We start from the raw sequence: 24,629 nt of genomic DNA, 5'->3' as shown, positions 1-24,629 counted from the left end.
CCTGACGGATGAATTCGCATAGGGTGTCGATGGTCACGTGACCGTCCGTCACGTCAGCGACCCTGCGCCGAACGCCCCCGACAGAACGAGACCGCAGCATCCCGTGAAGCTCTTCATCCAGATCCCGTGCCTGAACGAGGAGCAGACGCTCCCCGCCGTGCTCGAGTCCATCCCGACCTCGATCGACGGCATCGACGAGATCGAGGTGCTCGTCATCGACGACGGCTCGACGGACCGCACCGTCGAGGTCGCCCGCGAGCACGGTGTCCGGCACGTCGTCCGGCACACGCGCAACATGGGGTTGGCCCGGTCGTTCCGGGACGGCGTGGACTACGCGCTGCTGCACGGTGCCGACATCGTCGTGAACACGGACGGCGACAACCAGTACCCGCAGGCGCAGATCGCGGACCTCGTGCAGCCGCTCGTGCGCGGCGAGGCCGAGATCGTGATCGGCGACCGGCAGACGCGCACCATCGAGCACTTCTCCGGCTTCAAGAAGCTCATGCAGCGGTTCGGCTCCTGGGTCGCCAGCCGGGCGGCGGGGCTCGACCTGCCGGACGCGGCGAGCGGCTTCCGGGCCTACTCGAAGTACTCGCTGATCCGGCTGAACATCGTGACCCGGTTCAGCTACTGCATGGAGACGATCGTGCAGGCGGGCTACAAGCGGCTCGCCATCGCGAGCATCCCGATCACGACGAACGCCAAGACGCGCGAGTCCCGCCTGTTCAAGAACATCTGGCAGCACATGTTCCAGTCGGGCTCCGCGATCGCGCGCGTCTACCTGATGTACCGCCCGATGGCACTCTTCGCGAGCGTGAGCGCCGTGTTCGGCCTGGCCGGGCTCATCCCGTTCGTGCGCTACCTGGTGCTGCTCTGGACGGACAGCGGCGGCAACCACCTGCAGTCGCTCATCCTCGGCGTGACGCTCGTCATCGCGGCCCTGCTGTCGATCACGATCGGCGTCGTCGCGGACCTCACCCGCCTCAACCGGACCCTGGCCGAGGAACAGCTCGACCTGCAGAAGCTGCAACGCTACGGTGACTGACCGTCGTCCTGTCACGCGGGGCGAGGCACTGGCGGTCGCCGCGGTGACCCTCGTGTTCGTGGTCGTGCTGTGCTGCTTCGCCGTGGTCACGCGCCCCTACGACGCGGCCGACGAACTCGCGCACTTCGACGCCGTGATGCAGCTCGCGCTCGGCAACGGGTGGGGCACCCCGGGGACCGTGCACGTGCTGAACGCCGTCGAGGCGAGCATCACCTCCCCGTCCACGGCCACCGCGACCTGGGGCGACCTGCTCCGCGCGTACCCGGGTGCCACGAGCGACGCGGTCGACCAGATGACCCAGCACCCGCCGACCTGGTACCTCGTCGGCGCCGGTCTGCTCCGGCTGGTCGGCTTCCGCGACCTGCTGTGGTCCGATGCGTTCCTGCTCGTCCGGTTCCTCGACGTCGCGGTGGTCGCCGCCCTGCCCGTGGTGTCGTGGGCGACCGTCCGTCGGCTCACCGGGTCGCCCCGCGCCGCCGTGGTCGGTGCCGCGGCGGTGCTCGCCGTCCCGCAGGTCGCAGCGGTCGGGAGCGTCGTGACGAACGACGCCCCGGTGCTGCTGCTCGCCGGGCTCGTCACCCTCGTCACCGTCCGGGTGCTCACCGGCGACGACCGGCGCCGCACCCTCGTCCTGCTCGTCCTGCTGCTCGGCGCGCTCGTCTGGATGAAGGGCACCGGCCTGCCCGCGGTCCCCGTCGTCCTGCTCGCGGTCCTGGTCGCCGGACGCCGGGCCGGCTGGCGGTCGGCGGTCCTCCGAACGGTGGTCGTCGGCGCCGGCACGGTGCTCGTGGGCGGGTGGTGGTGGATCCGGAACGTCCTGGTCTTCGGCCGACTCCAGCCGGACGGCTTCGTCGGCCGCTCGACCGCGGGCTTCCCGCCCGGCCGCGGGCCCGACCTCGCCGAGTTCACGCAGGTGAGCTGGGACACCATCACGCGCACCTTCTGGGGCAGCACCGGGCACAACGCCGGGCACGCCGTCTCCCCGTTCCTGAGCGACGTCGCGACGGTGCTCTGCGTCGTCGTGCTCGTCGCCTTCGCGTTCCGCCGTGGCCGGACGTTCGTCCCGGCCCTGCTCCTCGCGGTGTTGCCGCTCCTGCTCGTGCTGCTGCAGACGGCGACCACGTGGTCGTCGTACCTGCGCACCACGGGCGTCAACGGCACCCAGGGGCGCTACTACTTCCCGGCCCTCGTCGCGCTCGTCGCGCTCAGCGCGCTGGCATGGAGCCGGCTACCCCGGACCGAGGCCGGACGTGGTCGACTCGCGACCGGACTCGTCGTGACCTCGCTGGTCGTCGCGGTGTACGGCGTGTGGTTCCAGTGGCGCGTCAGCTGGGAGGGCGGGACGATCCTGGTCACCCCCGGTGGCGTGGAGGCCTTCGCCGAGCGGGGGCCGGTGCCCCCCGGCGTGGTGCTGGTGCTCGTGGTCCTGCTGGTCGTCGGCGCCGTGACGGCGGGCGCGCTCGCGCGGCGCGTCACCCGGCCCGTCGCACGCCCGGTCCCCGCTCCGGTCGGGGTCGACGCGTGATCCGGGTGCGGACGACCGTCGCCGTCCTCGTCGCCGTCACCCTCGTCTGGGTCGCGGTGCTGACGACGTGGGCGCTCGTGACCCCCGTGTTCGGCGCGCCGGGCGAGACGGACACGGTGGACGCGGTGTTCCGCTCCGCGCTGGGTCTCGGCTGGCCGCCGCCCGGGTCGATGCACGCCCTCGCGGCGTCCCGGTGGGTGGTCGACCACCCGCTCGACCGGTCGACCTTCGGCGCGGTCCTCGCAGCGCACCCGGGCGAGACGGACGTCGTGAACCCGCTGTCCCAGAACCCGCAGACCTGGTTCCTGGCCACCGGGGCAGTGCTCCGGCTGCTGCACCTGGAGTCGCTGCGGTGGGACCTCGCCGTCCTCGCGCTCCGGCTCGTCGACGTCGTGCTGATGGCGCCGCTCCCCCTCCTGGTGTGGGCGACGGCGCGACGGCTCACCGCCTCGCGGGCGGTCGCCCTCACGGCCCCGGTCGTGCTGCTCGCGATCCCGAAGGCCGCGCAGTTCGGTGCGGCCGTCACGGTGTGGACGACACTCGTCCTGCTCGCGGCCGTGGCCGTCTGGCTGGCGGCACGGGTGCTCACGGGCGACCGCTCGTGGTGGGCGTCGGTGGGGCTCGCAGTCGTCGCCGGGGTGACCGCGACCGTGCACGCGATCGGGCTCCTGCTGCTCGTGTTCGCCGTCGTGGTGCTCCTCGTCGCCCGCCGACCGCTGCGCCGCCGACTCGTCGACGCGGCAATCGCCCTGCTGGCCGGTGCCCTCGTCGGCGCGGTGTTCTGGCGGAGCCTCCGGAGCGGATGGCTGCCGGACGGTGCCCCGAACACCGGGAGTCCGGCGGAGGACGTGCCCGGCGGGCTCAACGTCGGTACCTTCCTCGACGTGCAGTGGCGGGGCGGGATCGGCTCGTTCTGGGGCTCCCTCGGACTCGAGACCTACGGACTCACCCCGCCCCTGGTCACCGGCCTGTCCGTCGTGTCGCTCGGTGTCCTCGCCTGGGCGGCCCTGCGCCGCGACCGTTCGCTCCGGCCGGCCTGGGCCGTCCTCGTGTGGCCCGGGCTCGTGGTCGTCGCCACGCTGGTGTACGCCTGGCGCAACGCGCTCGTGGACGGCCAGATCGCGACCGCCAACGGCAGCGTCCTGCTCGTCGCCGCGCCCGCCCTCGCCGCAGCGTTCGCGGTCAGCGCGGCGACGCTGCTCGACCACCGACGACACCGTCGTGTCGCAGCGATCGTCGCGACGGTGGGATCGCTCCTCGTCGCGGCGTACGGACTCGCGGTCGGGATCGCCGGCCCGTACCAGGAGGGCAGCCTGACGCCCTCGATCGCCGGGTACCGGGCCCTCGCCGCCACGACGCCGCTCGGCACCCGGCCGTTGGCCGTCCTCGCGGTCGTCACCCTCGCCGCCGCGGTCGTCCTCGTCGTGCTGGTGGCCCGGCTGCGCCCCGAGCCCGCCACCACCGCCACTGCCACCGCCAGCGGCACCGCCACCGCCGGCGGCGTCGCCGCCGGTGACGAGCCGGGCCCGACGGGGGCCCCGGGCCTTGGCCGGACCGAGGCCCCGCTAGACTCACCGCCGACCGTCGAACCGACCAGAAGGAACAACGCGTGAAGATCCTCGTCACCGGAGGGGCCGGCTTCATCGGCTCGAACTTCGTCCGCCGCACGCTGCAGGACGCCTACCCGGGCCTCGAAGGCGCCGACGTCGTCGTGTACGACGCCCTGACCTACTCGGGCAACCTCGAGAACCTCGCGCCCGTCGCGGACTCCCCCCGCTACTCCTTCGTGCAGGGCGACATCACCGACGCCGCGAAGCTCGACGAGGTGGTCCCGGGCGTCGACGCGATCGTGCACTTCGCCGCCGAGTCGCACGTCGACCGTTCGGTCCGCGACTCAGGCATCTTCGTCGAGACCAACGTCGTCGGCACCCAGCGCCTGCTCGACGCCGCGCTCCGCCACGGCACCGAGCGCTTCGTGCACGTCTCCACGGACGAGGTCTACGGCTCGATCAGCGAGGGCTCCTGGGCCGAGGACCGCCCGCTCGAGCCGAACTCGCCGTACTCGGCGTCCAAGGCCGGCAGCGACCTGCTCGCCCGCAGCTACCACCGCACGCACGGCATGAACGTGTCGATCACGCGGTGCTCGAACAACTACGGGCCGTACCACTTCCCCGAGAAGGTCATCCCGCTGTTCGTCACGAACCTGATCGACGACAAGCACGTCCCGCTGTACGGCGAGGGCAACAACATCCGCGACTGGCTGCACGTCGACGACCACACCCGCGGCATCGCGATGGTGCTCGTCGGGGGCCGCGCGGGCGAGGTCTACAACATCGGCGGCGGCACCGAACTCACGAACAAGGAGCTCACCGGCATGCTGCTCGAGGCCACCGGCAAGGACTGGTCGTACGTCGACCGCGTCCAGGACCGCCTCGGCCACGACCTCCGCTACTCCGTCGACATCTCGAAGATCCAGGCCGAGCTCGGCTACGAGCCGCAGGTGCCGTTCGAGCAGGGCCTGGCCGACGTCGTGCAGTGGTACCGCGACAACCGTGCGTGGTGGGAGCCCCTCAAGGAGCGCGCAGCCCTCGCATGACCCGTTACCTGATCACCGGCGCCGCCGGCATGCTCGGCCGGGACCTGCAGCAGGCCCTGGCCGGGCGTGACGTCACCGCGCTGTCCCGCGCCGACCTCGACGTCACGGACGAGCATGCGGTCGCCGCGGCCGTCGCCGGTCACGACGTCGTCATCAACGCCGCCGCCTACACCAAGGTGGACGACGCCGAGTCGCACGAGGACGACGCGTTCGCGGTCAACGCGCGCGGGCCCGAGGTCCTCGCCACGGCCGCCGTCGCCGCGGGCGCGAAGCTCGTGCACGTGTCGACCGACTACGTGTTCGACGGCAACGGCACGTCCCCCTACGCCGAGGACGAGCCGACCGATCCGATCGGTGCCTACGGCCGCACGAAGGCGGCCGGCGAGGACGCCGTCCGGCGGATCGCGCCGGACTCGTCGTACATCGTCCGCGCCGCATGGCTGTACGGCGCGGGCGGTCCGAACTTCGCGAAGACCATGATCCGCCTCGCCGGCTCGCACGAGACGGTCAGCGTCGTCACGGACCAGGTCGGACAGCCGACGTGGACCGCGGACCTGGCCCGACAGATCGTCGCGATGCTCGACGCCGACGCACCGGCCGGTACCTACCACGGGACGAACGGCGGCCAGGGTTCCTGGCTCGACTTCACGAAGGCGATCTTCACCGAGGTCGGCCTCGACCCGGAGCGGGTCCTGCCGACCGACAGCTCGGCCTTCGTCCGACCCGCACCCCGTCCCGCCTACAGCGTCCTCGGACACGACGGGTGGGCCCGAGCCGGCATCGCGCCGATGCGCGACTGGCGCGAGGCGCTGCACGCGGCGGCGCAGGACGGCGTGCTCACCGCGTGACCTCCGTGACGTCCCTCGTGGTGGGCGGCGGCGGGTTCCTCGGGACCGCGGTCGCCGACGCGCTCCGGCGCGCCGGCGACCAGGTCGTCGTCCCCTCGGTCCCGTGGAGAGAACCCGACCGCGCCGCCCGGGTCCTCGGGGACACCGTCCACGCACTCCGCTCGGGCAGCACGCCGTGGCGACTGGTCTGGTGCGCGGGCACCGGCATCGTGGCCAGCGGCGACGACGCCTTCGAGACCGAACGGCTGCTCCTCGACGCTGCGCTCTCGGACGGCTCCCCCGCGCGTGCGCCGGGGACGGTCTTCTTCGCGTCGTCCGCCGGCGCGACGTACGCCGGTTCGACGGCTCCGGACGACGAACCGTTCGACGAGCGCACCGTGCCCCGCCCGCTCGCACCGTACGGGACGAGCCGCCTCGTCGCCGAGGACCGCTTCCGGAGCTGGACCGCCGCGACCGGCGCGCGCCTGCTCATCGGACGGATCGCCAACCTCTACGGCCCCGGGGCGAACCTCCGGAAGCCGCAGGGGCTCGTCTCACAGCTCGCCCTGGCGCACCTCGAGCGCCGGCCGAGCACGGTGTACGTACCCTTCGACACGACGCGCGACTACCTGTACATCGACGACGCCGCGGAGATGGTCCTCGAGGCCCTGCGAGCCGTGCAGACCACGCCCGCCGGCACCACCGTCGTCAAGGTCTTCGCGTCGCAGCAGGGACGCACCATCACCGAGGTCGTCGAGGCCGTCACGGCAGCCATCGGCGCACCGCTCGACGTCCGGACCGGGGACCACGGCTCCGCGGCCGCGCAGGCACGACGACTGCGGTTCCGGTCGGTCGTGCTGCCGGAGGTCGACGACCGCGTCCAGCTGTCCTTCGACGAGGGCGTCCGCCGCACCGTCGCCGCCGTGCGCGCTGCGGTGCCGGCTCGGTCCGAACCGCCCCGCCCCGTCCCGACCCCCGACGACCGAGAGTCCGCATGACCACCGCCACCGCAGCCCGCCGCTCCCGGACGGAACGTCTCCGGACGTGGTTCCGGACCCACCCCTGGGCAGGCCCGACCGTGCTCGCCGCGACGGTCTTCATGCTCGCGGCCTCCGTCGCCCGCGCGTTCACGTACCCGCCGCTCAACGGTGGCGACGAGCCGGCGCACCTGGACTACGTGCTGTCCGTGTGGCAGGGGCACCTGCCGGTCTTCGAGCAGGGCATCACGCACCACGCCCCCTTCGGCGCGACCACGCCGGTGCAGTGGGTCTCGCAGCACCCGCCGCTCTACTACCTGCTGCTCGCCCCCGTCGTGGGTCCGATCTGGGACGCGGGCCACCCGCTCGTGGCCGTGATCGCCGGGCGCCTGGTGAGCGGACTGATGGCCGGCGCGGTCGTCGTCGCCTCGGCTTGGGCCGCCTGGCGCTGCTTCCCGGGTGCTCGTCGACTGCCCGGCGGCGTCGCGGTGGTCACCGCGATGGCCGGGATGCTCGTGCAGCAGGGTGGGTCGATCTACAACGACGTGCTGTTCGTGCTGTGGTCGGTGCTCGCCTGCGGCATCGCGGGCGCGGCCCTCCGGACGGGCGTCGGCCCCCGCCTGCTCGTCGGTGCGGTGCTGGTCGGCGCTGCCGGTATGACGACGCGGCTGTCGTTCGTGCTCTGGCTCGTCGCGCTCGTCGTCGCGGTGGCGCTGGCGAGGCACGTGCGGCTCGGACGGTTCTCCGGCGTCCCGGCACGGGTCGTCGCCGCGGTCCTGCCGGTGGTGGCCGCCGGTGCCGCGTCCGGCTGGTTCTGGCTGCACAACAAGGCGACCTCGGGCAACTTCAGCGGGAGGCACGCCGACTGGGGCATCGAGAACATGGGCCGGGTGGTCCGTCCGATCCGGGAGGTCGCCCTCGACGGGACCTTCTGGACGTCGCTGTACGGCATCTACCGCGGTGTCCTCCCGCAGACGGACCGGACCCAGTGGTTCCTGATGGTGCTCCCGATGGTGCTCGCGGCCGTCGTCGGGGTCACGCTCGTGGTCCGTGCGCGCCGCACACCGTCCGCCGCCCCGACCCGGAGCGGAGCCCGTGAGCGACGACGGGACCGGACCGCCCTCGGGCTCCTCGTGGCGATGTTCGTCGTCGTCACCGTGCTCCTCAGCGTCACCGAGATCGACTACGTCCACGGGGGCGGTGCCGCGAACACGCGGTACGCCCTCACGGTCCTGCCCGTCATCGCGATGACGATGGCAGCCGGATTGACGGGCTGGCGTCGCACCTCCGGAGTCCTCGTGACCGTGTGGATCGCGGGCGCGTTCATCCCGTACTGGTCGCTCGTCGACCTGCACGTCGTCGGGATCGTGCCGCACGCCGCGCGTGTCGTGCAGGCGATGTTCGCACTGTCCGTCGTCGCGGCGGTCGGCTGTGCGGTCTCGGCCTTCCTCGACGCGCGCAGGCCGACGGACGCGACACCCACCAGGAGCGCGACGATCGCCACGGACACGACACCTGCCGCGGACGCGTCACGCGCCGCGGACACGGTCGGGACGTCCGGCCCGGACCGCGGCGCGTCCGCGGCTCAGACCCCGCGCGCCTCCCGCAGCAGCGACCGGTAGCGGTCCGCGACCGCCGGCACGGTGTGCGCCTGGGCGGTGCGCGCCGCGGCCGCACCGAGCCGGCGCACCAGGTCCGCGTCCCCGAGCAGCCGCTCCAGCGCGGTGGCCAGCGCCGCCGGGTCCCCCGGGGGCACCAGCAGGCCGTTCTCGCCGTCCTGCACCACGTCGACGATGCCGGGGACCGCCGACGCGACGACCGCACACCCGGCGGCCATCGCCTCCAGCAGAGCCACCGGCAGACCGTCGCGGTCGCCGTTGGCGGCCGGGACCGACGGGTACAGGGCGATGCCAGCCCGGGCGTACTCGGCTGCCAGATCGTCCTTGCCCTTCGCACCGCCGAACGTGACGCCCGACCCGGCGCGGGACTCGAGTGCTGCGCGGAGCGGTCCGTCGCCGACGACGACCGTCCGCTCGGGACGGGCCCCGACCCGGTCGAGCGCGTCGAGCAGGACGACGGCGCCCTTCTTCTCAACCAGCCGGCCGACGAACAGCACCCGGCGCAGGTCGCGGGTCTCGGTCGCCGTGGCGCGGGTGATCGGGTCGAGGTCGACGCCCATCGGGACGACGTGCACCTGGTCGTCGCGCGCGCCGAGTCGCGCGAGCTCTCGAGCCATGTCCGTGCTCATGCAGGTCACGGCGGCCGCGTTCCGCACGACGGCACGCTTCACGGCCTGGAGGACCGGGGTGCGCAGGGCGTACAGGTCGCCGCCCAGCGTCGTCACGACCCGCGGCAGGCCGCCGAGCACGAGACGCCCGACGGCACCCTGCGGGATGATCCAGTGCAGCAGCGCGACGTCGGGCTGCACGCGCCGGCGTTCGCGCACGAGCGCGGCCGCCATCGCGAGGAAGAACGAGGGGACCTGGGCCCACCGCGTGCGGTCGGCGCGGAGGTTGTCCACGATCGCGCCGTCGGCCAGGTCCTGCCAGCGTGCCGGGAAGTAGCGGTAGCGGCGGACCTCGACGTCGCCGATCCACTGGTGCCGCCGGGCGCCGCGGGTCATCGGGGCGACCACGACGACGCGGTACTCGTCCGTCAGCGCGGACGCCAGGTCGAGCACGAAGCCGGGGGTCCCGTCGCCGGCCTCGGCCGGGAAGGTCGACGCGGCGACGAGCAGGGTCGGGCGGGCTGGGTCGGTGGGCATGCGGCGCGCTCGCTTAGAGTGGTCGATCGATGGACGCACGACAGCCTACGGGGTCGACCGGCTCGCCCTCCGAACCGCCCACACCGCCCGCACCCGACACCGTCGTGCCTCGGGCCGGACGCCGCGAGCGGGTCCTGACGGTCGTCAAGTGGGTGGTCGCGGCCCTCGCGGTGGTGCTCCTCGTGGTCGGGGTCGCGCGCCAGTGGGACGACATCACCACCGACTTCGCGAAGCTGGACGCGCTCACCGTGTCGGTCGGGGTCGTCGCGACGCTCGTGGCGCTCGTCGCGAACATGCTGTCCTGGCGGGCGATGATGGCCGCGACCGGTTTCCGTGTCCGACTCGCTGCTGCTGCGTCGATCTTCTTCGTCGGACAGCTCGGCAAGTACATCCCCGGGGGCGTGTGGTCGATCGCCGCGCAGGCCGAGCTCGGCCGGGCCCACGGGCTGCAGCGCACCGGCAGCGCGGTCGCGTCGCTCGCGTCGATGCTCGTGAGCATGGTGACCGCCGCGCTCGTGGGCATCGTCGCCCTGCTCGCCTCCGCGAACGACGGCCTCGCGCACTACTGGTGGCTCGCGATCGTCGTCGTCGTCGGACTCGTCGCCCTGACCCCGCCGGTGCTCGGTCGGCTCATCGCCCTCGCCTTCCGCCTGCTCCGACGACCGCCGCAGGACATCGTGCTCGGGTGGGCCGGGACCGCCGGGTCGATGGCCTGGTCGGTCGTGATGTGGCTCGCGTACGGCGTGCAGGCGACCTTCGTCCTCCGCGTGTTCGGCGCCGACTCGCCCTCGGTGTTCGCCGTCGCGACCGGGGCGTACGCGGTGGCGTGGCTGGTCGGGTTCCTCGTGGTCGTCGCTCCCGCCGGCCTGGGGCCCCGTGAGGGCGTCCTGGTCCTGCTGCTGGCCGCGGTCGTCCCGCCGGGTGGCGGCGCGGCACTCGCCCTCGCGGTCGTGAGCCGCGTGTTCATGACGCTGGGGGACGTGCTGCTCGCCGCGGTCGGGGCGGCGCTCGCCCAGCGGCACCGGCGGAGCACGGCGGCCGCCGTGCCCGCCGGGGAGCGTCCGGGTACGCACTGATATCGTCGGCGGACGGGTCGAGCGCACCACCTCGACCCAGCACGCCGAACCCGAGGAGCCACCCGAGATGACCACCCTGCGCGTGATCGTGGACCAGGTCATCGCCCCGGTCCCCGGGGGCATCGGTCGGTACGCGGAGGAACTCACCCGACAGCTCATCGCGACCGCGCCGTCCGGGTGCGACGTCGAGGGCATCGTCTCCGCCGCGCCGCCCGCAGATCTCGAACGCGTCCGGACGCTCCTGCCCGGACTGGCCGACCTGCAGCGCCTCACACTCCCCCGCCGCGAACTCGCCCTGGCGTGGCAGGGCGGGCTGGCGCACGGCGCGTCGCACGGCATGGTGCACGCCCCGAGCGTGCTGGCACCGCTGGTCCGGCACGACCGTTCGCTCGAGCCGGGACGCCAGACCGTCGTCACGGTCCACGACACGGTGCCGTGGACGCATCCCGAGACGCTCACGCCGCGTGGCGTGCACTTCCACCGTGCGATGGTGAAGCGGGCCTTCCGGCACGCCGACGCCGTCGTCGTCCCCACCCACGCGGTCGCTGCCGATCTCGACGCGGTCCACCCGTTCGGCGACCGGCTCCGGGTGATCGGCGGTGCACCGAGCGGCCGGCTGCGGGTCCCGGTGGACGCCGACCTCCGCGCCGAGCGCCTGGGGCTGCCCGAACGCTACGTGCTCGCGGTCGGCACGCTCGAGCCCCGGAAGGGCCTCGCCCACCTGATCGAGGCGATGGCACTCGAGCACGCTCCGCAGGACGTCCCGCTCGTGATCGCCGGCCCGGACGGTTGGGGCGACGTCGACGTGCACGGGACCGCGGAGCGCGTCGGCCTCGCCCAGGAGCGCGTGAAGGTCCTCGGGCGGATCGACGACGCCGACCTCGCGGTCGTGTACGACCGGGCGACGGTGTTCGTCTTCCCGAGCCTGGCCGAGGGGTTCGGGCTGCCGGTCATCGAGGCGATGAGCTTCGGCACCCCGGTGATCCACTCCGACGACGCCGCGGTCCGCGAGGTCGCGGCGGACGCCGGGGTCACCGTCGCACGCGATCCGCGGGAGTCCTACGCGGAACGGCTCGCCCAGGCCGTCTACCAGGTCGTCGAGGACCGGACGCTCGCCGCGCAGCTGGCCGTCGCCGGACCCGACCGCGCCCGGATGTTCGACTGGCGGGACTCCGCCGCCGAGACCTGGCAGCTGCACGCCGACCTCTGACCGCGTGTCCGTCGGCACGGGCGCCGGAGCGCCTGCGAGGATCGCAGCATGACTCCTCGCCTGCCGCTGCTGACCGGTGCCCTCGTCCTCGGGATCGCCACCACGACCCTGCTGGCGGGCTGCTCGGGTGACGACCGCCCGACGCCGAGCGGCTCGGCGTCGGCCTCGGCGTCGCGGACGGCCGGGGCGACGCCCTCCACCGGGTCCGGGTCGTCCAGCTCCCCGTCCGCGGTCCCGAGCGACGACCAGACCGGGTCCGCCGACGACGGCACCGGCCCGGGGACGGGCAACGGCAGCGGCGTCGAGACCCCGGAGCGCATCGACTGGTCCACGATCACACAGCAGGGCATCGCGGTCGCCGGGGGCGGCTCCGTCGTCTCGCTCGCCGGCACCGGCGACCTCTGGACCGTCGTCGTCGCGGGTCCGGACGGGTCCCGGACGCAGGCCGTGGTGTCGGCCACGCTCGGGCGCGTGACATCGGGTCCGTTCCCGAAGGACGCCGATGCGGCGACGAAGGCCGCCGACGTCGCCCGGATCACAGCGCTCCGGACGGATGCGGCAGCGGCTGCCGCCGCGGCGACCGGGAGCGCCTCGGGCGCGCAGCTCGTGAGCCTCACCCTCGGTGGGTCGGGCAGTGCGCCCGTGTGGACGGCGACGCTGTCCGAGGGCGGCGCGACGAAGACCGTCACCGTCGACGGCACCACCGGCGCCGTCGCGGGTTAGCGCGCTTCGCGGAGCGCGCGGGCCTTCTGCTCGACGAGCCGCTCAAGCCCCTCGGCGTACTCGGCCAGCCGCGTCGCGACCGCCGGATTGGCCGACCCGATGATCCGCGCTGCCAGGAGGCCCGCATTCGCCGCACCGTTGATGGCCATCGTCGCCACCGGGATGCCCGCCGGCATCTGCACGATCGACAGCAGGGAGTCGAGACCGTCGAGCCGCGCGAGCTGCACCGGCACGCCGATCACGGGGAGCGTCGTCATCGAGGCGACCATGCCCGGCAGGTGTGCGGCACCTCCGGCTCCGGCGATGACGACCCGGATGCCGCGTCCGGCGGCCTCGCGTGCGAAGCGCGTCATCTTGTCGGGCGTGCGATGGGCCGAGACGACGTCCACCTCGGTCGCGATCCCCAGCTCCGTGAGGATGTCGGCGGCCGGGCGCATGGTGGGCCAGTCGGAGTCCGACCCCATGATGATCGAGACGAGCGGGGCTGTGGCGGTGGCGTCGGTCACGCGACGAGCCTAGCGCCGGCCCTCGGTCCTCCGCCGGTCAGTCGTCGAAGTGCGCCGCAGCGGCCCGCGTCCGGTACACGACGTCGTCGAGGTCCTCCCCGAGCACCGTCACGTGCCCGACCTTCCGCCCCGGGCGCGGAGCCTTGCCGTAGAAGTGGTACTTCGCCTCGGGGAACGCCTCGAGCGCGCCCGGGTACCGCGCTGCGAGGTCGCCGTCCTCCGGTCCGCCGAGCACGTTGACCATCACGGCCGCGGGCGCGTGCATCCCGGTCGCGCCGAGGGGCAGGTCGAGCACCGCACGCAGGTGCTGCTCGAACTGGCTCGTCGTCGCGCCGTCGATGGACCAGTGGCCGGTGTTGTGCGGACGCATGGCGAGCTCGTTGATGAGCACGCGGTCGTCGGCCGTCTGGAACAGCTCGACGGCGAGCACGCCCGTGACGTCGAGCTCCTCGGCGATGCGGACCGCGATCGACTCGGTCAGGTCGGCGAGGTGCCCCGCCGAGGCCGGAGCCGGCGCGAGGACCTCGGCGCAGACGCCGTCGCGCTGGACGGTCTCGACGAGCGGCCACGCGACGACCTGTCCCGAGGGGCGCCGAGCCACGGACTGGGCGAGCTCGCGGGTGAACGGGACGAGCTCCTCGACCAGGAGCGCCTGGTCGCCCGCGGCCTCGGCGACGGCGGTGAACCAGTCGTCGACCTCGGCGGCGTCGGCGACGACCCGCACGCCCTTGCCGTCGTAGCCGCCACGCGGGGTCTTCACGACCGCGCGACCGCCGTGGTCGGCCAGGAAGTCAGCGAGCTCGCCGGCGTCGTGCACCGCAGCCCAGTCGGGCACGGGGAGTCCGAGCTCGCTCAGCCGGCGACGCATCGTGATCTTGTCCTGCGCGACGGCGAGGGCGGACGGACCCGGGTGGACCGCCACGCCGGCGTCGACGAGGGCGCGCAGGACCTCCTGCGGCACGTGTTCGTGGTCGAAGGTGACGACGTCGACGTCCTGCGCGAAGGCGAGGACCGTCGCGGCGTCGTGGTAGTCGCCCTCGTCGGTGGCCGCGATCGCCGCCGACATGCCCGGCCCCTCTGCGAGCACCCGGATGTCGAGTCCGAGCTCGACGGCCGCGGGGACCATCATCCTGGCGAGTTGCCCGCCACCGACCACACCGACACGCAACGCCATGCTGAACGTTCCTTCCGGGCTTCCGGGCGATCCGGCAGAGCCGCCCGTCTACACTCTTCCGAGGCCACACTGCGGCCCCGCCGATCGACTCGATCGGCCGGTACAACTCTACGGAATCCGGGAGGCCCCGTGCGGCGACTCATCGCACAGCTGGCACGCTTCGGCATCGTCGGCGCGGTGGGCTTCGTGGTCGACCTCACCGTCTTCAACGCCCTGCGCGCCACGGTGTTCTCGCCGGACGAGATCCACTCCGGGCCGTTCTGGGCGAAGGTCTGCTCGACGGTCGTCGCGATCTTCGTGAACTGGATGGGCAACCGGTACTGGACGTTCCGGAACCAGCGTCGGTCGGTCGCGGCGAAGGAGGGCGTCGAGTTCCTCGTCGTGTCCCTCGGCGGCATGGCGATCTCGCTCGGCTGCCTCGGGATCTCGCACTACGCCCTCGGGTTCACGTCCGCCCTGGCCGACAACATCTCCGGCAACGTGATCGGCCTCGTGCTCGGCACGGCGTTCCGGTTCTGGCTCTACAAGGTCTGGGTGTACCACCCCGACCGCGTCGCCCGCGAGGGCGAAGCGACGGACGGAGCGGTCGCCGACACCGTCGACGACCGCACCGTCACCCGCTGACCGTCGGGCGCTGACGGTCGGGCGCTGACGGTCGGGCGCGCTCAGCGCCCCATGCCCCGCACGGTGAAGCCCGCGGCCGTCCACGCGTCGCGGTCCAGGCAGTTCCGACCGTCGAGCACGACCGGGGCGGCCACGAGCTCGGCGACCGCCGTCGGGTCGAGCTCGCGGAACTCCGACCACTCGGTCAGGACGAGCACGAGCTCGGCGTCCCGCAGCGCCTCGACCGCGGAGTCGACGTAGGTCAGCTCCGGGTGCACCCGCGCGGCCGTGTGGTTCGCCGCCGGGTCGTACGCGGCCACGGTCGCGCCGAGTTCGGTCAGCCGGGCCGCGATGTCGAGCGCCGGCGAGTCGCGGACGTCGTCCGAGTTCGGCTTGAACGCGAGCCCGAGGACCGCGACGCGCCGCCCCGCGACGGACCCGCCGAGGAGCTCGCCCGCGAGCGTGACGACGTGCGCCCGACGACGGAGGTTGATCGCGTCGACGTCGGCGAGGAAGGCCAGCGACTCCCCCACGCCGAGTTCGTCGGCGCGGGCCTGGAACGCGCGGATGTCCTTCGGCAGGCAGCCGCCGCCGAAGCCGAGCCCGGCGTTCAGGAACTTGCGGCCGATCCGGTCGTCGTGGCCGATCGCGTCGGCGAGCGCGGTGACGTCGGCACCGGCGACCTCGGCGATCTCCGCCATCGCGTTGATGAACGAGATCTTCGTCGCGAGGAACGCGTTCGCGCTGATCTTCACGAGCTCGCTCGTCGGCATGTCGACCACGAGTCGCGGGGTGCCGGCGGCCAGCGCCCGGGCGTAGACCTCGTCGAGGACGGCGACGGCGCGCTCGCCCTCGGCACCGTCCGGGACGCCGTACACGAAGCGGTCGGGCGAGATGGTGTCCTGCACGGCGAAGCCCTCGCGGAGGAACTCGGGGTTCCACACGAGCGTGGCACCCGGGACGGCGTCGGACACCTGCGCGGCGAGTCGCGCGGCGGTCCCCACGGGCACGGTCGACTTCCCGACGACCAGGTCGCCCGCGGACAGGTACGGCAGCAGCGCCTCGACCGCGGCGTCGACGTACGTCAGGTCCGCTGCGCCGGTCGGGCCCTGCGGCGTCCCGACGGCGAGGAAGTGCACCTGGGACCCCGCGACCTTCGCCGTGTCGGTCGTGAACTCGATGCGGCCGGAGGCCAGTGCCTCGCCCAGGATCTCGGGGAGTCCCGGCTCGAAGAACGGGGCGTCGCCGGCGGCGAGCCGTTCGATCTTGCCGGGGTCGACGTCGATCGCGACGACCTCGTGCCCGAGCTTGGCCATGGAAGCGGCGTGCACGGCACCGAGGTACCCGCAGCCGATGACGGAGATACGCACGGGTCGACGGTACCGGACGCCGAGACACGAGTGCCCCTCGACGAACGGGCGGTCAGTACCCGCCGACGATGTCGTCCCAGTCCGGCTCGCGGTGTCGGCGCCGTGCCTCGTGCGCCTCGACCAGGTCGTGCAGCACGGCGACGACCAGGTCCGCGTGCGGGACGTCCCCGAGCACGACGGGCGTGTCGTCACCGGGGAACACCAGGACGTCGCCGGACCGCCAGACGCCCTGCAGTCCGCGTCGGCGCACGGTGACGTCGTACCCGCGCGAGTGCAGGAGCTCCCGCCGGGTGCGGGTGCCGAGTCCGTGCACGACGACGAGCCGCCGGGTGGTGACGACGTACCGCTCGGACATCCACCGGAACAGCGGGACGAGCCCGCCCAGGACCACGAGCAGGACGGTGACGGCGGCGACCACGACGTTGACCCAGGCGAGCTGGGCGCGGAACACCCCGAACCCGAACCCCCCGGCCGCGGCGACCAGGAGCACGAAGACCGCCGGGCGCACGAGCCGCCGTGCGTGCGGCCGGAGCCGCGCGACGACGCGTTCGGGCGGCGGCTCGGCGGTCATGCCGTCATGCATACCGCAGGTGGGTGAGGTCCCCCACCGCGACGCCCCTGGAGCGGCCGTCCCGATCCCGGATCGTGATCCGGCCGTCGTCGTCGATGCCGGTCGCCTCCGCCTCGACGACGGTCCCGTCGGGCAGCTCCAACCGGACGTGGCGACCGATCGTGCCGCACACCGCACGGACGCCGGACCGCACCGCCTGCGCGTCCGCAGCGCCGGCGACCAGGGCGGCCACCGCCTCCAGGACGGTCGTGTGGAAGACGGACAGGACGGCGTCGGCCAGCGCGGCCGCCCCGTCGGTCGCGCCCGCCACGGCGAGCGACGTCGCGGTCGGCGTCGGCATCGCGTCGGCGGGGATCGTCAGGTTGACGCCGGCGCCGACGACGACGCTGCCGTCGGACGCGACCTGGCAGAGGATGCCGCAGACCTTGTGGTCGTCGACGAGCACGTCGTTCGGCCACTTCACCGCGACCGTCGGGGCACCGGACGTGGGGACCCGGTCGGTCGGACGGGAGGCGCGCCCCGCGTCGTCCGCGCCCGGCAGCACCGCGGACACGGCGGTCCGCATCGCGGCCCCGGCGACGAGGGGCAACCAGCCGCGGTCGCGGTCCGACAGGTCGGCGCGGACGAGCAGGCTCGCGGCGAGCGTCTGCCCGGCCGGCGCGGACCAGCTGCGGTCGAGCCGCCCCCGGCCGGCGGTCTGGTCGAGCGTCGCGACGACGCTGCCGTGCGGCCGGTCGGCGGCGACGGCGAGCAGGTCCGTGTTGGTGGAGCCGGTCCGCTCCGGCGCCGCGAACGTGCCACCCGAGCCCTCGACGGCGGCGCGGGAGCGCGGGAAGGCGGACGTCGCGGGTGTGGACATGCACGCAAATGTACGGGCAGGAACCGTGGGGGTCCTCCAACCGGGGCCGTACGGCCCGCCGGTAGGGTGAGCGGGTGACCACAGGAGACACCCCCGACCTCTCGACGACGGCCGGTCGCCTCGCGGACCTGCGCGACCGCTACCACGAGGCCGTGACCGCCGCGGGCGAGGCCGCCATCGCGAAGCAGCACGCGAAGGGCAAGGGCACCGCCCGCGAGCGCATCGAGCAGCTCCTCGACGACAACTCGTTCGTCGAGTTCGACGAGTTCGTCCGCCACCGCACCACCGCGTTCGGCATGGACGCCAAGCGCCCCTACGGTGACGCCGTCGTCACCGGTGTCGGCACGATCCACGGCCGGAACGTCGCGGTGTACGCGCAGGACTTCACGGTCTTCGGCGGCTCCCTCGGCGAGGTCGCCGGCGAGAAGATCATCAAGGTGATGCAGCACGCGCTGAAGACCGGCGTGCCGATCATCGGCATCCTCGACTCGGGCGGCGCGCGCATCCAGGAGGGCGTCGTCGCGCTCGGCAAGTACGGCGAGATCTTCCGCCTGAACACCCAGGCGTCCGGGGTCATCCCGCAGATCTCGATCGTCATGGGCCCGGCGGCCGGCGGTGCGGTGTACTCCCCCGCCCTCACGGACTTCGTGATCATGGTCGACAAGACGAGCCACATGTTCGTCACCGGCCCGGACGTCATCAAGACCGTCACGGGCGAGGACGTTGGCTTCGAGGAGCTCGGCGGCGCGCAGACCCACAACGCGGTGTCCGGCGTCGCGCACTACCTGGCCGAGGACGAGACCGACGCGCTCGACTACGCCCGCTCGCTCATCGGGTTCCTGCCGGACAACAACCTCTCCGACGCTCCCGCGTACGACGTCCTGCCCGAGCTCGAGACCACCGACGCGGACCACGAGCTCGACACCGTCATCCCGGACTCCACGAACCAGCCGTACGACGTCACGACGATCATCGAGCACGTCGTCGACGACGGCGAGTTCCTCGAGGTGCAGCCGCTCTTCGCGCCGAACATCCTCGTCGGCTTCGGTCGGGTCGAGGGTCGCACGGTCGGCATCATCGCGAACCAGCCGCAGGCCATGGCCGGCACGCTGAACATCGACGCCGGCGAGAAGGCCGCCCGCTTCGTGCGGTTCTGCGACGCGTTCGGCATCCCGATCCTGACCCTCGTCGACGTCCCCGGGTACCTGCCCGGCACCGACCAGGAGTGGACCGGCGTCATCCGCCGCGGCGCGAAGCTGCTCTACGCCTACGCCGAGGCCACCGTCCCGCTCGTCACCGTCATCACCCGCAAGGCCTACGGCGGCGCGTACATCGTGATGGGCTCGAAGCAGCTCGGTGCCGACATCAACCTGGCTTGGCCGACCGCCGAGATCGCCGTGATGGGCGGTCAGGGCGCCGTGAACATCCTCTACCGCGCGGAGATCAAGCGCGCCGAGGAGTCCGGCGAGGACGTCGCCGCGGTGCGCGCGAAGCTCGCGAACGAGTACACCTACAACGTCGCGTCGCCGTACCTGGCGGCGGAGCGCGGTGAGCTCGACGGCATCATCCAGCCGCACGCCACCCGCGTGTCCGTCGTCAAGGCGCTGCGGGCGCTCAGGGGCAAGCGCGCGTCGCTGCCGCCGAAGAAGCACGGGAACATCCCGCTGTGAGCGGCAAGCACGCGGCGGCGGTCCCGACGGACGCCCCGGCGACCGTCGCGGACGTCCGTGTCGTGTCCGGCGACCCCTCGGCCGAGGAACTCGCCGCGGTCGTCGCGGTGCTGCAGCGTCAGGCCGACGAGGCCGCGGCGCTCGGTCGCGCCGAGGTCACCGTCTCCCCGCGCGCCGGGTGGGACGCCTCGGCCGCCGGTCTGCGGCAGCCGCTGCCGCACGGCCACGGGGCGTGGACGCGGTCCCTGCGCTGACCGCCACCGTCCGGACCACCCACAGACCCCCGCCGTTCACCGGCAGGGGTCTTGTGCTGACGGGGGTATCCGGGCGACGATGTACCCCTGTCCGTCCCCGGACACGCGGACACGCACCCCGCGGTGCGCTGGGCAGGTCGGGACGGTGTCGCGGCCGGTCTGCCCGCAGACGGGGGGCACGCAGCCCCGCCCGGGCCCGTCGTGGGCGAATTTGTCCCCCATAATGACGACTGACACGACGCTCGGCGACGGGCACACTAGTGCGTGTTCGGTGTCCTTCTACGAAGAACATCGCAGGTCGGTGGCCGACTAGGGTACGACGCCGCCGACCAGCTACGAGCCAGGGCGATATTCGGGTTGTCGCTCAGGCTCGGGTCGCGAACGGGCCGGTCCTCGGACCGGCCCGTTCCCCGTTTCCGTGATGCGGTCCTCACCGGCGGTGCCGGCCTCCGGCTTCAGCGCTGGTCGAGGGTCTCGTGCCGCGGGATCTCGAGCCAGACGACGACCGAGTCGTCCTCGTCCTCGTCGTCCTCGTCGTCGAGCCCGGCGCCGAGCGCGGCGGACTCGCTCGCGGCGGTGTCGAGCCGGAGCCCCACCACCGAGACCGCGGCGTCCGACCCCTCGGCGACGGTGCGCACGATCACGTTGTCGGCCTCCCGCGCCTGCCGCAGGGCCTCGGCGATCCGGGCGTGCACGCGTCGCAGGTCGTCGATCTCCAGGTCGTCCAGACCGCCGTCGTCGTGCAGCTGCACCGTGGCGCCGCGGCGACGGAGGCGCATCACCTCGTCGCGGACGTCGTCGGAGAGGAGCGACCGGCCGCGGATCTCGTCCCGGATCGCCTGCTCGAGGTGCAGGCACTCGTCGCGTTCGTCCGGGGTGAGGTCGCCACCGGACTCGATGACCCGCTCGAGCATCGGCAGGGCCATCCGCGTCGTCTGGCTGAGCCGGAACTGCCGCTCGAACACGTGGGCGTCCTGCGCCGCCTGCCAGTCGGCGGTCTCCTGCTCCGCCCGGACGAAGTCGCGCGTCACGCGCGTCGCCCGGTCCATGGCGACCGCGAAGCCCGTGGCGATCGCCACCCACGACAGGCTCCCGACGACCCCGAGGCTGCTGAGCGCCGGTCCGGGACCCGCCCACGCGACGACGAACACGGCCAGGAACCCGACGCCGACCCACGCGAAGGCGCGGCGCCCACGGACGGACAGGACCGTCATGAGCGTGCCGACCGCCGCGACCCACCACGTGGTGGAGGTCGACGCGGACCCGAGGTCGATGACGGGCGCCTCGATCACGGGCATGACGAGCGCCGTCGCGAGCGAGAAGCACGCTGCCCACACCGGGAGCGTCCGCCCCGGCAGGAAGATCGCGACGGCACTCGCGGCGGCGTAGAGCGCCATGCACGCGAGCACCGGGCCGATGTCGCTCACCCGTGGCAGCGACGCCAGGGCGAGGACGAGGTGGAACAGCGAGAAGAGCGCGGCGAGACCGATCGCGATCCCGGCGGGTAGCGAGACCCTCACGAGCGGCCTCCGGAGCTCCACGCGAGGCGGATGCGAGTGCCGGCGCCGGGGTTGCTCAGCACGAGTGCCGTGCCGTCGACGGCCTGCACGCGCTCGATGATCGAGCGGCGGACCCCGAGCCGGGCGGCCGGGACGGCGGCGAGGTCGAACCCGGCGCCGTCGTCACCGACCTCGACGTGCACCGACGCGCCCCGCTGCTCGATGCAGACCCAGCGCCGGACGTCCGGTCCGCCGGCGTGCTGCACGCTGTTCACCGCGGCCTGCAGTGCAGCCGAGGCGATCGCGTCCGCGGCGACGGCGGGCATCCGGAGCCCGCCGACGGGGGCGTCCCGCACGGTGACCGGCGCGCTGAGGGTGCCGAGGGCGTCGACGATGCGGTCCCGGAGCTCGAGGACGGACACAGGCGGTGCCTCGCCGGGCAGGTCCGCGGCCGCGGCGCCGAGGTGGTCGATCGCGTTCCGGGCCATCCGTGCCGCCAGGGCCTTGGCCTCGGGCGTCTCGGCACGCGCGGCGGACAGCAGGGTCGTGAGCACGCTGTCGTGCACGATCGCGTCGACCTGCACGCGCTCGACCTCGGTCGCGTGCTCCCGGATCGCGGATGAGTACCGCCGCACCGCGGTGGCCTGGGCGACGTCCACCGCCGCCGCGCGCCGCAGCAGGACGGCGATCACGAGCACCGCGCCACTGAGGATCATGGTGAAGGCCCCGTCGAGCAGCGCCTGCGGGCCACCCGACCCGCCGAGGGGCGAGAAGGCGACCCAGGCGTACACGGCGGGGACGAGCGCGGTGTAGACGATCGCCCGCCACGGCGCGAAGCCCATCGCGGCCGCGGTCGAGCCGACGGTGCAGAACCACCACGGCCACGGCTTCTCGGCCCCCTCGAGCGGGTGCACGACCGTGAGCGGCCAGGTCACCAGCACGACGAGGAAGAGCAGGGCACACACGATCTGGGCGATCTGCGCCAGCCGCTGCGCGAACGCCGACACCCCGACGAACAGGAAGGACGCGCCGAGCAGCCCCGCCGCGAGCGGACCCCAGAACGGGTCGAGCGACGGGAGCTGCTGCAGCACGTTCGGGACGTTGATCGCCCCGAAGCCGATCGCGGCGACCGCGATGAGGATCGCGAACGCCCGCTCGACCGATGCCTGCGTGATCGACGGCCGGACGCCACGCGCCGGGTCGACCCCGAACGGCGCGGGTTCGGCGAGCGTCGGCGCGGGCTCGGCCGCGGTGGCCACGGGTCAGCGACCGTCCGCGTCGGGGTCGATGCCCGAGTCGAGGCCCGGCAGGATGCCGTCCTCGACCGCACGACGGAGCAGGTCGACCTTGGTCGGCGCGGGACGGCCGACCTCGACGTACTTCACGCGGATGCGGTCGAGGTACTCCCGCGCGGTCGAGTACCCGATGCCGAGCTGCTGGGCGGCGAGCTTGAGCGGCAGGCCGGACGCGTACAGGTGCAGGATCTCCCGCTCCCGGCGGCCGAGCTGGGCCTTCGCGAAGTCACGGTCGGCGTCGATGGCGCTCGCCCACTCGAGGTTGTTGAGGACGTCGCCGCGTGCCACGGTCGCGACGGCGGCCATCACGGTCTTCGTCGCCGAGGACTTCGGGATGACGCCGGCGGCCCCTGCCGCCAGTGCCTCGCGGACGCTCGCCACGCGGTCGGCGATGGAGTGCACGAGGACCGCGGAACCGGTGCCCTGCACACCCTTCACGTTCGCCGTGACGGTCGAGCCGTCGCCGAGCGACAGGTCGAGGACGACGACGTCGACCTCACGCCCGTCGAGATGGTCGATGTACTCGCGGACGCTCGCGGCGGTGAGCACCACCTCGAAGCCCTCGTTCTGGCACGCCGCCTGGATCCCGAGTCGCACGGACTCGTGGTCGTCGACGATCGCGACGCGGACCGGTCTGGTCGCGAGTCCGGTCGCTCCGGTGCTGGTGTTCGTGTCTGCTGCCACGGTGGCCTCTCGTTCCGATGCGCGCCCAGCCCCTGATACTGGGAGCGATCACCGACCAAGGATACCCAGGATGCACCCAGCCACCGGGTTCCTGTGCACCGCGTCACGCAACCCGGCGTCACCCGACCTCAGGCGAGCGGCACCAGGCGCGCCACGGCCTCCAGGTGGTGCGTGTGCGGGAACAGGTCGAACGCCCGCAGCGCCTCGAGCCGGTACCCCAGGTCCGCGAACGTCGCGACGTCGCGCGCCAACGCGACCGGGTCGCACGCGACGTAGACGACCTGCGCCGGCTGGAGCGCGGCGATCTGCACGACGACCTCGCGCCCGGCGCCCGAGCGCGGCGGGTCGAGCACGACCGTGCCGGCGCGGAAGCGCTCCAGCTCGGGCCGGGACGCACCGGCGGCGGTCCGCGCGAGCCACCGGTCGACCCGGCCGGTCTCGGCACGGGCGCCGATCCACTCGGCGAGGTTCTCCTGCGCGTGCTCCGTCGCGCGGGGCGCGCTCTCGACGCTCGTGATGCGCGCCTTGGGCCCGACGACGTCGCCGAGCGCGGCGGCGAGCAGGCCGACACCGCCGTACAGGTCCAGGTGCTGCCCCTCCGGGTCGACGCGGTCGCGGTCGACCAGGTCCTGAACAGCCGCGGTCAGCACCGCCGGGGCCTGACGGTGGACCTGCCAGAAGCCCGTGTCGTCGACGGCGAACGCACGCTCCCCGACGAGCTCGCGCACCACGGTCGGCGCCTGCGTGTCGATCACGAGGCGGGCACCCTCGGCACCGCTCGGGGCGAGGACGTCCACGACCGACGCGCCTGGCAGCGCCCCGCGGCCGAGCGGTGCACTCCCCTGCACGACGTCGGTGACGAGCGGCAGCGAGGCCACCGGCACGACCGTGTGCGAGCGGGACGCGTACGGGCCGGCGGTGCCGTCCTCGTCGACGTGCAGCCGGACACGTGTGCGCCAGCCGAGACCGTTCGCCGCGTCGTCGCCGGGGGCCGCCTCGACCACGACGCCGTGCCCGAGCGCCTCGACGAGGTCCGTCCGGGCGAAGCGCGCGAAGGCGTCGACGAGCACGTCGTGCTTCAGCGTGCGCTGGTGGGCGAGTGCGATGTGTCCGAACTCGGCACCGCCCGCACGCACGGCCGGGTCGCGGTCCAGCGCGGCCTCGGGCCAGACGTGCTCCACGCGGTGCTCGCTCGGCGTGACGACCGACACCGTGTCAGCGCGCCAGAACGACTTCTTGCGGTCCTCGGTCACGCGGGCGACGACGCGCTCGCCCGGGACGGCGTCCGAGACGAACACCACGCGCCCCTCGTGCCGTGCCACCGAGATCCCGCCGTGGGCGATCCCGGTGACGTCGAGTTCGAGCAGCCTGCCGACGGATTCACCCATGGTTCGATGTTCC

At 73.3% G+C, this 24,629-nt stretch carries 23 protein-coding genes; 13 read left to right on the top strand and 10 right to left on the bottom strand.

Translation table 11 applies throughout. The features are described from left to right. Positions 1-103 precede the first annotated feature (103 nt). From HUN59_RS07680 to HUN59_RS07650, 7 genes are read left to right on the top strand one after another with little or no spacing between them, the layout of a single operon-like run. Positions 104-1,045 carry a glycosyltransferase family 2 protein gene (locus HUN59_RS07680; protein ID WP_174778014.1) on the top strand — a complete coding sequence of 314 codons (942 nt, stop codon included), beginning with the start codon at positions 104-106 and terminating at the stop codon, positions 1,043-1,045. Continuing rightward, on the top strand, positions 1,038-2,570 hold the full coding sequence (locus HUN59_RS07675) for a glycosyltransferase family 39 protein (protein WP_174778013.1): 1,533 nt from the start codon (positions 1,038-1,040) through the stop codon (positions 2,568-2,570). Before HUN59_RS07680 ends, HUN59_RS07675 begins: the two co-directional genes overlap by 8 nt. Further along, complete coding sequence (locus tag HUN59_RS07670) at positions 2,567-4,183, top strand: glycosyltransferase family 39 protein (RefSeq protein WP_174778012.1); 1,617 nt, start codon at positions 2,567-2,569, stop codon at positions 4,181-4,183. The genes HUN59_RS07675 and HUN59_RS07670 overlap by 4 nt, the downstream gene beginning before the upstream one ends. Beyond that, a complete protein-coding gene (gene rfbB, locus HUN59_RS07665; protein WP_174778011.1) occupies positions 4,180-5,166 on the top strand; it encodes a dTDP-glucose 4,6-dehydratase in 987 nt (328 codons plus the stop codon). The genes HUN59_RS07670 and rfbB overlap by 4 nt, the downstream gene beginning before the upstream one ends. After that, a complete protein-coding gene (gene rfbD / locus HUN59_RS07660; RefSeq protein ID WP_174778010.1) occupies positions 5,163-6,014 on the top strand; it encodes a dTDP-4-dehydrorhamnose reductase in 852 nt (283 codons plus the stop codon). Before rfbB ends, rfbD begins: the two co-directional genes overlap by 4 nt. After that, positions 6,011-6,991 (top strand): NAD-dependent epimerase/dehydratase family protein, encoded by a 981-nt coding sequence (locus tag HUN59_RS07655; RefSeq protein ID WP_174778009.1) that lies wholly within the window; start codon positions 6,011-6,013, stop codon positions 6,989-6,991. The genes rfbD and HUN59_RS07655 overlap by 4 nt, the downstream gene beginning before the upstream one ends. Beyond that, positions 6,988-8,592, top strand: coding sequence for a hypothetical protein (locus HUN59_RS07650; RefSeq protein ID WP_174778008.1), 1,605 nt, complete (start codon positions 6,988-6,990; stop codon positions 8,590-8,592). Before HUN59_RS07655 ends, HUN59_RS07650 begins: the two co-directional genes overlap by 4 nt. Here HUN59_RS07650 and HUN59_RS07645 read toward each other — a convergent pair. Continuing rightward, positions 8,556-9,734 (bottom strand): glycosyltransferase, encoded by a 1,179-nt coding sequence (locus tag HUN59_RS07645; RefSeq protein ID WP_174778007.1) that lies wholly within the window; start codon positions 9,732-9,734, stop codon positions 8,556-8,558. The two genes, HUN59_RS07650 and HUN59_RS07645, sit on opposite strands and share 37 nt — an antisense overlap. 29 nt (positions 9,735-9,763) lie before the next feature. On the opposite strand from HUN59_RS07645, the gene HUN59_RS07640 reads away from it, so the two are divergent. The 3 genes from HUN59_RS07640 to HUN59_RS07630 all read left to right on the top strand — a co-directional run bounded on the left by HUN59_RS07640 (position 9,764) and on the right by HUN59_RS07630 (position 12,743). Continuing rightward, complete coding sequence (locus tag HUN59_RS07640; RefSeq protein ID WP_174778006.1) at positions 9,764-10,810, top strand: lysylphosphatidylglycerol synthase transmembrane domain-containing protein; 1,047 nt, start codon at positions 9,764-9,766, stop codon at positions 10,808-10,810. Between the two features lie 67 nt (positions 10,811-10,877). Further along, positions 10,878-12,020 (top strand): glycosyltransferase family 4 protein, encoded by a 1,143-nt coding sequence (locus tag HUN59_RS07635; protein WP_174778005.1) that lies wholly within the window; start codon positions 10,878-10,880, stop codon positions 12,018-12,020. Positions 12,021-12,068: 48 nt separating this feature from the next. Then, a complete protein-coding gene (locus tag HUN59_RS07630) occupies positions 12,069-12,743 on the top strand; it encodes a hypothetical protein (protein WP_174778004.1) in 675 nt (224 codons plus the stop codon). On the opposite strand, the gene purE is transcribed toward HUN59_RS07630, so the two are convergent. Together purE and HUN59_RS07620 are read right to left on the bottom strand one after the other, a co-directional pair. Beyond that, complete coding sequence (gene purE / locus HUN59_RS07625) at positions 12,740-13,207, bottom strand: 5-(carboxyamino)imidazole ribonucleotide mutase (RefSeq protein ID WP_174779418.1); 468 nt, start codon at positions 13,205-13,207, stop codon at positions 12,740-12,742. The genes HUN59_RS07630 and purE overlap by 4 nt on opposite strands. Positions 13,208-13,286: 79 nt before the next feature. Further along, positions 13,287-14,423 carry a 5-(carboxyamino)imidazole ribonucleotide synthase gene (locus tag HUN59_RS07620; RefSeq protein WP_174778003.1) on the bottom strand — a complete coding sequence of 379 codons (1,137 nt, stop codon included), beginning with the start codon at positions 14,421-14,423 and terminating at the stop codon, positions 13,287-13,289. A gap of 129 nt (positions 14,424-14,552) precedes the next feature. Here HUN59_RS07620 and HUN59_RS07615 point away from each other — a divergent pair, with 129 nt between their 5' ends. Beyond that, positions 14,553-15,047, top strand: coding sequence for a GtrA family protein (locus tag HUN59_RS07615; RefSeq protein ID WP_174778002.1), 495 nt, complete (start codon positions 14,553-14,555; stop codon positions 15,045-15,047). 41 nt (positions 15,048-15,088) lie between these two features. Here the strand turns inward: HUN59_RS07615 and HUN59_RS07610 are convergent, their stop codons facing one another. Genes HUN59_RS07610 through HUN59_RS07600 form a run of 3 tightly spaced genes read right to left on the bottom strand, consistent with a single transcriptional unit; the run spans position 15,089 to position 17,826 of the window. Then, positions 15,089-16,396 (bottom strand): UDP-glucose dehydrogenase family protein, encoded by a 1,308-nt coding sequence (locus HUN59_RS07610; protein ID WP_174778001.1) that lies wholly within the window; start codon positions 16,394-16,396, stop codon positions 15,089-15,091. A 52-nt stretch (positions 16,397-16,448) separates the two neighbouring features. Further along, positions 16,449-16,967 (bottom strand): PH domain-containing protein, encoded by a 519-nt coding sequence (locus tag HUN59_RS07605; protein ID WP_058742363.1) that lies wholly within the window; start codon positions 16,965-16,967, stop codon positions 16,449-16,451. Between the two features lie 4 nt (positions 16,968-16,971). After that, on the bottom strand, positions 16,972-17,826 hold the full coding sequence (locus tag HUN59_RS07600) for a biotin--[acetyl-CoA-carboxylase] ligase (RefSeq protein WP_174778000.1): 855 nt from the start codon (positions 17,824-17,826) through the stop codon (positions 16,972-16,974). A gap of 74 nt (positions 17,827-17,900) precedes the next feature. Between HUN59_RS07600 and HUN59_RS07595 the strand changes: the two genes are divergently transcribed. Continuing rightward, positions 17,901-19,496 carry an acyl-CoA carboxylase subunit beta gene (locus HUN59_RS07595; RefSeq protein ID WP_058742365.1) on the top strand — a complete coding sequence of 532 codons (1,596 nt, stop codon included), beginning with the start codon at positions 17,901-17,903 and terminating at the stop codon, positions 19,494-19,496. Next, positions 19,493-19,750 carry an acyl-CoA carboxylase subunit epsilon gene (locus tag HUN59_RS07590; RefSeq protein ID WP_174777999.1) on the top strand — a complete coding sequence of 86 codons (258 nt, stop codon included), beginning with the start codon at positions 19,493-19,495 and terminating at the stop codon, positions 19,748-19,750. Before HUN59_RS07595 ends, HUN59_RS07590 begins: the two co-directional genes overlap by 4 nt. Before the next feature lie 455 nt (positions 19,751-20,205). Here the strand turns inward: HUN59_RS07590 and HUN59_RS07585 are convergent, their stop codons facing one another. From HUN59_RS07585 to HUN59_RS07570, 4 genes are all read right to left on the bottom strand, one after another. Beyond that, positions 20,206-21,270 carry a hypothetical protein gene (locus HUN59_RS07585; protein WP_174777998.1) on the bottom strand — a complete coding sequence of 355 codons (1,065 nt, stop codon included), beginning with the start codon at positions 21,268-21,270 and terminating at the stop codon, positions 20,206-20,208. Continuing rightward, a complete protein-coding gene (locus HUN59_RS07580) occupies positions 21,267-22,508 on the bottom strand; it encodes a sensor histidine kinase (protein ID WP_174777997.1) in 1,242 nt (413 codons plus the stop codon). The genes HUN59_RS07585 and HUN59_RS07580 overlap by 4 nt, the downstream gene beginning before the upstream one ends. A gap of 3 nt (positions 22,509-22,511) precedes the next feature. Further along, positions 22,512-23,228: a response regulator transcription factor gene (locus tag HUN59_RS07575; RefSeq protein WP_058742367.1), complete on the bottom strand. Its 717-nt coding sequence runs from the start codon at positions 23,226-23,228 to the stop codon at positions 22,512-22,514. Between the two features lie 128 nt (positions 23,229-23,356). Further along, positions 23,357-24,616: a class I SAM-dependent RNA methyltransferase gene (locus HUN59_RS07570; RefSeq protein ID WP_174777996.1), complete on the bottom strand. Its 1,260-nt coding sequence runs from the start codon at positions 24,614-24,616 to the stop codon at positions 23,357-23,359. Between the last annotated feature and the right edge of the window lie 13 nt (positions 24,617-24,629).

It is taken from the genome of Curtobacterium sp. Csp2, assembly GCF_013347165.1.
The sequence above is the reverse complement of the archived record's forward strand: the minus strand, read 5'-3'. Positions and strand labels throughout refer to the sequence as shown.

What these genes read in the sequence shown, in the direction of transcription:
- rfbD (WP_174778010.1), top strand. Translation starts at nt 5,163, where the DNA reads ATGACCCGTTACCTGATCACCGGCGCCGCCGGCATGCTCGGCCGGGAC.
- HUN59_RS07650 (WP_174778008.1), top strand. Translation starts at nt 6,988, where the DNA reads ATGACCACCGCCACCGCAGCCCGCCGCTCCCGGACGGAACGTCTCCGG.
- HUN59_RS07645 (WP_174778007.1), bottom strand. Translation starts at nt 9,734, where the DNA reads ATGCCCACCGACCCAGCCCGCCCGACCCTGCTCGTCGCCGCGTCGACC.
- HUN59_RS07640 (WP_174778006.1), top strand. Translation starts at nt 9,764, where the DNA reads ATGGACGCACGACAGCCTACGGGGTCGACCGGCTCGCCCTCCGAACCG.
- HUN59_RS07635 (WP_174778005.1), top strand. Translation starts at nt 10,878, where the DNA reads ATGACCACCCTGCGCGTGATCGTGGACCAGGTCATCGCCCCGGTCCCC.
- HUN59_RS07630 (WP_174778004.1), top strand. Translation starts at nt 12,069, where the DNA reads ATGACTCCTCGCCTGCCGCTGCTGACCGGTGCCCTCGTCCTCGGGATC.
- purE (WP_174779418.1), bottom strand. Translation starts at nt 13,207, where the DNA reads ATGGGGTCGGACTCCGACTGGCCCACCATGCGCCCGGCCGCCGACATC.
- HUN59_RS07620 (WP_174778003.1), bottom strand. Translation starts at nt 14,423, where the DNA reads ATGGCGTTGCGTGTCGGTGTGGTCGGTGGCGGGCAACTCGCCAGGATG.
- HUN59_RS07605 (WP_058742363.1), bottom strand. Translation starts at nt 16,967, where the DNA reads ATGACCGCCGAGCCGCCGCCCGAACGCGTCGTCGCGCGGCTCCGGCCG.
- HUN59_RS07600 (WP_174778000.1), bottom strand. Translation starts at nt 17,826, where the DNA reads ATGTCCACACCCGCGACGTCCGCCTTCCCGCGCTCCCGCGCCGCCGTC.
- HUN59_RS07570 (WP_174777996.1), bottom strand. Translation starts at nt 24,616, where the DNA reads ATGGGTGAATCCGTCGGCAGGCTGCTCGAACTCGACGTCACCGGGATC.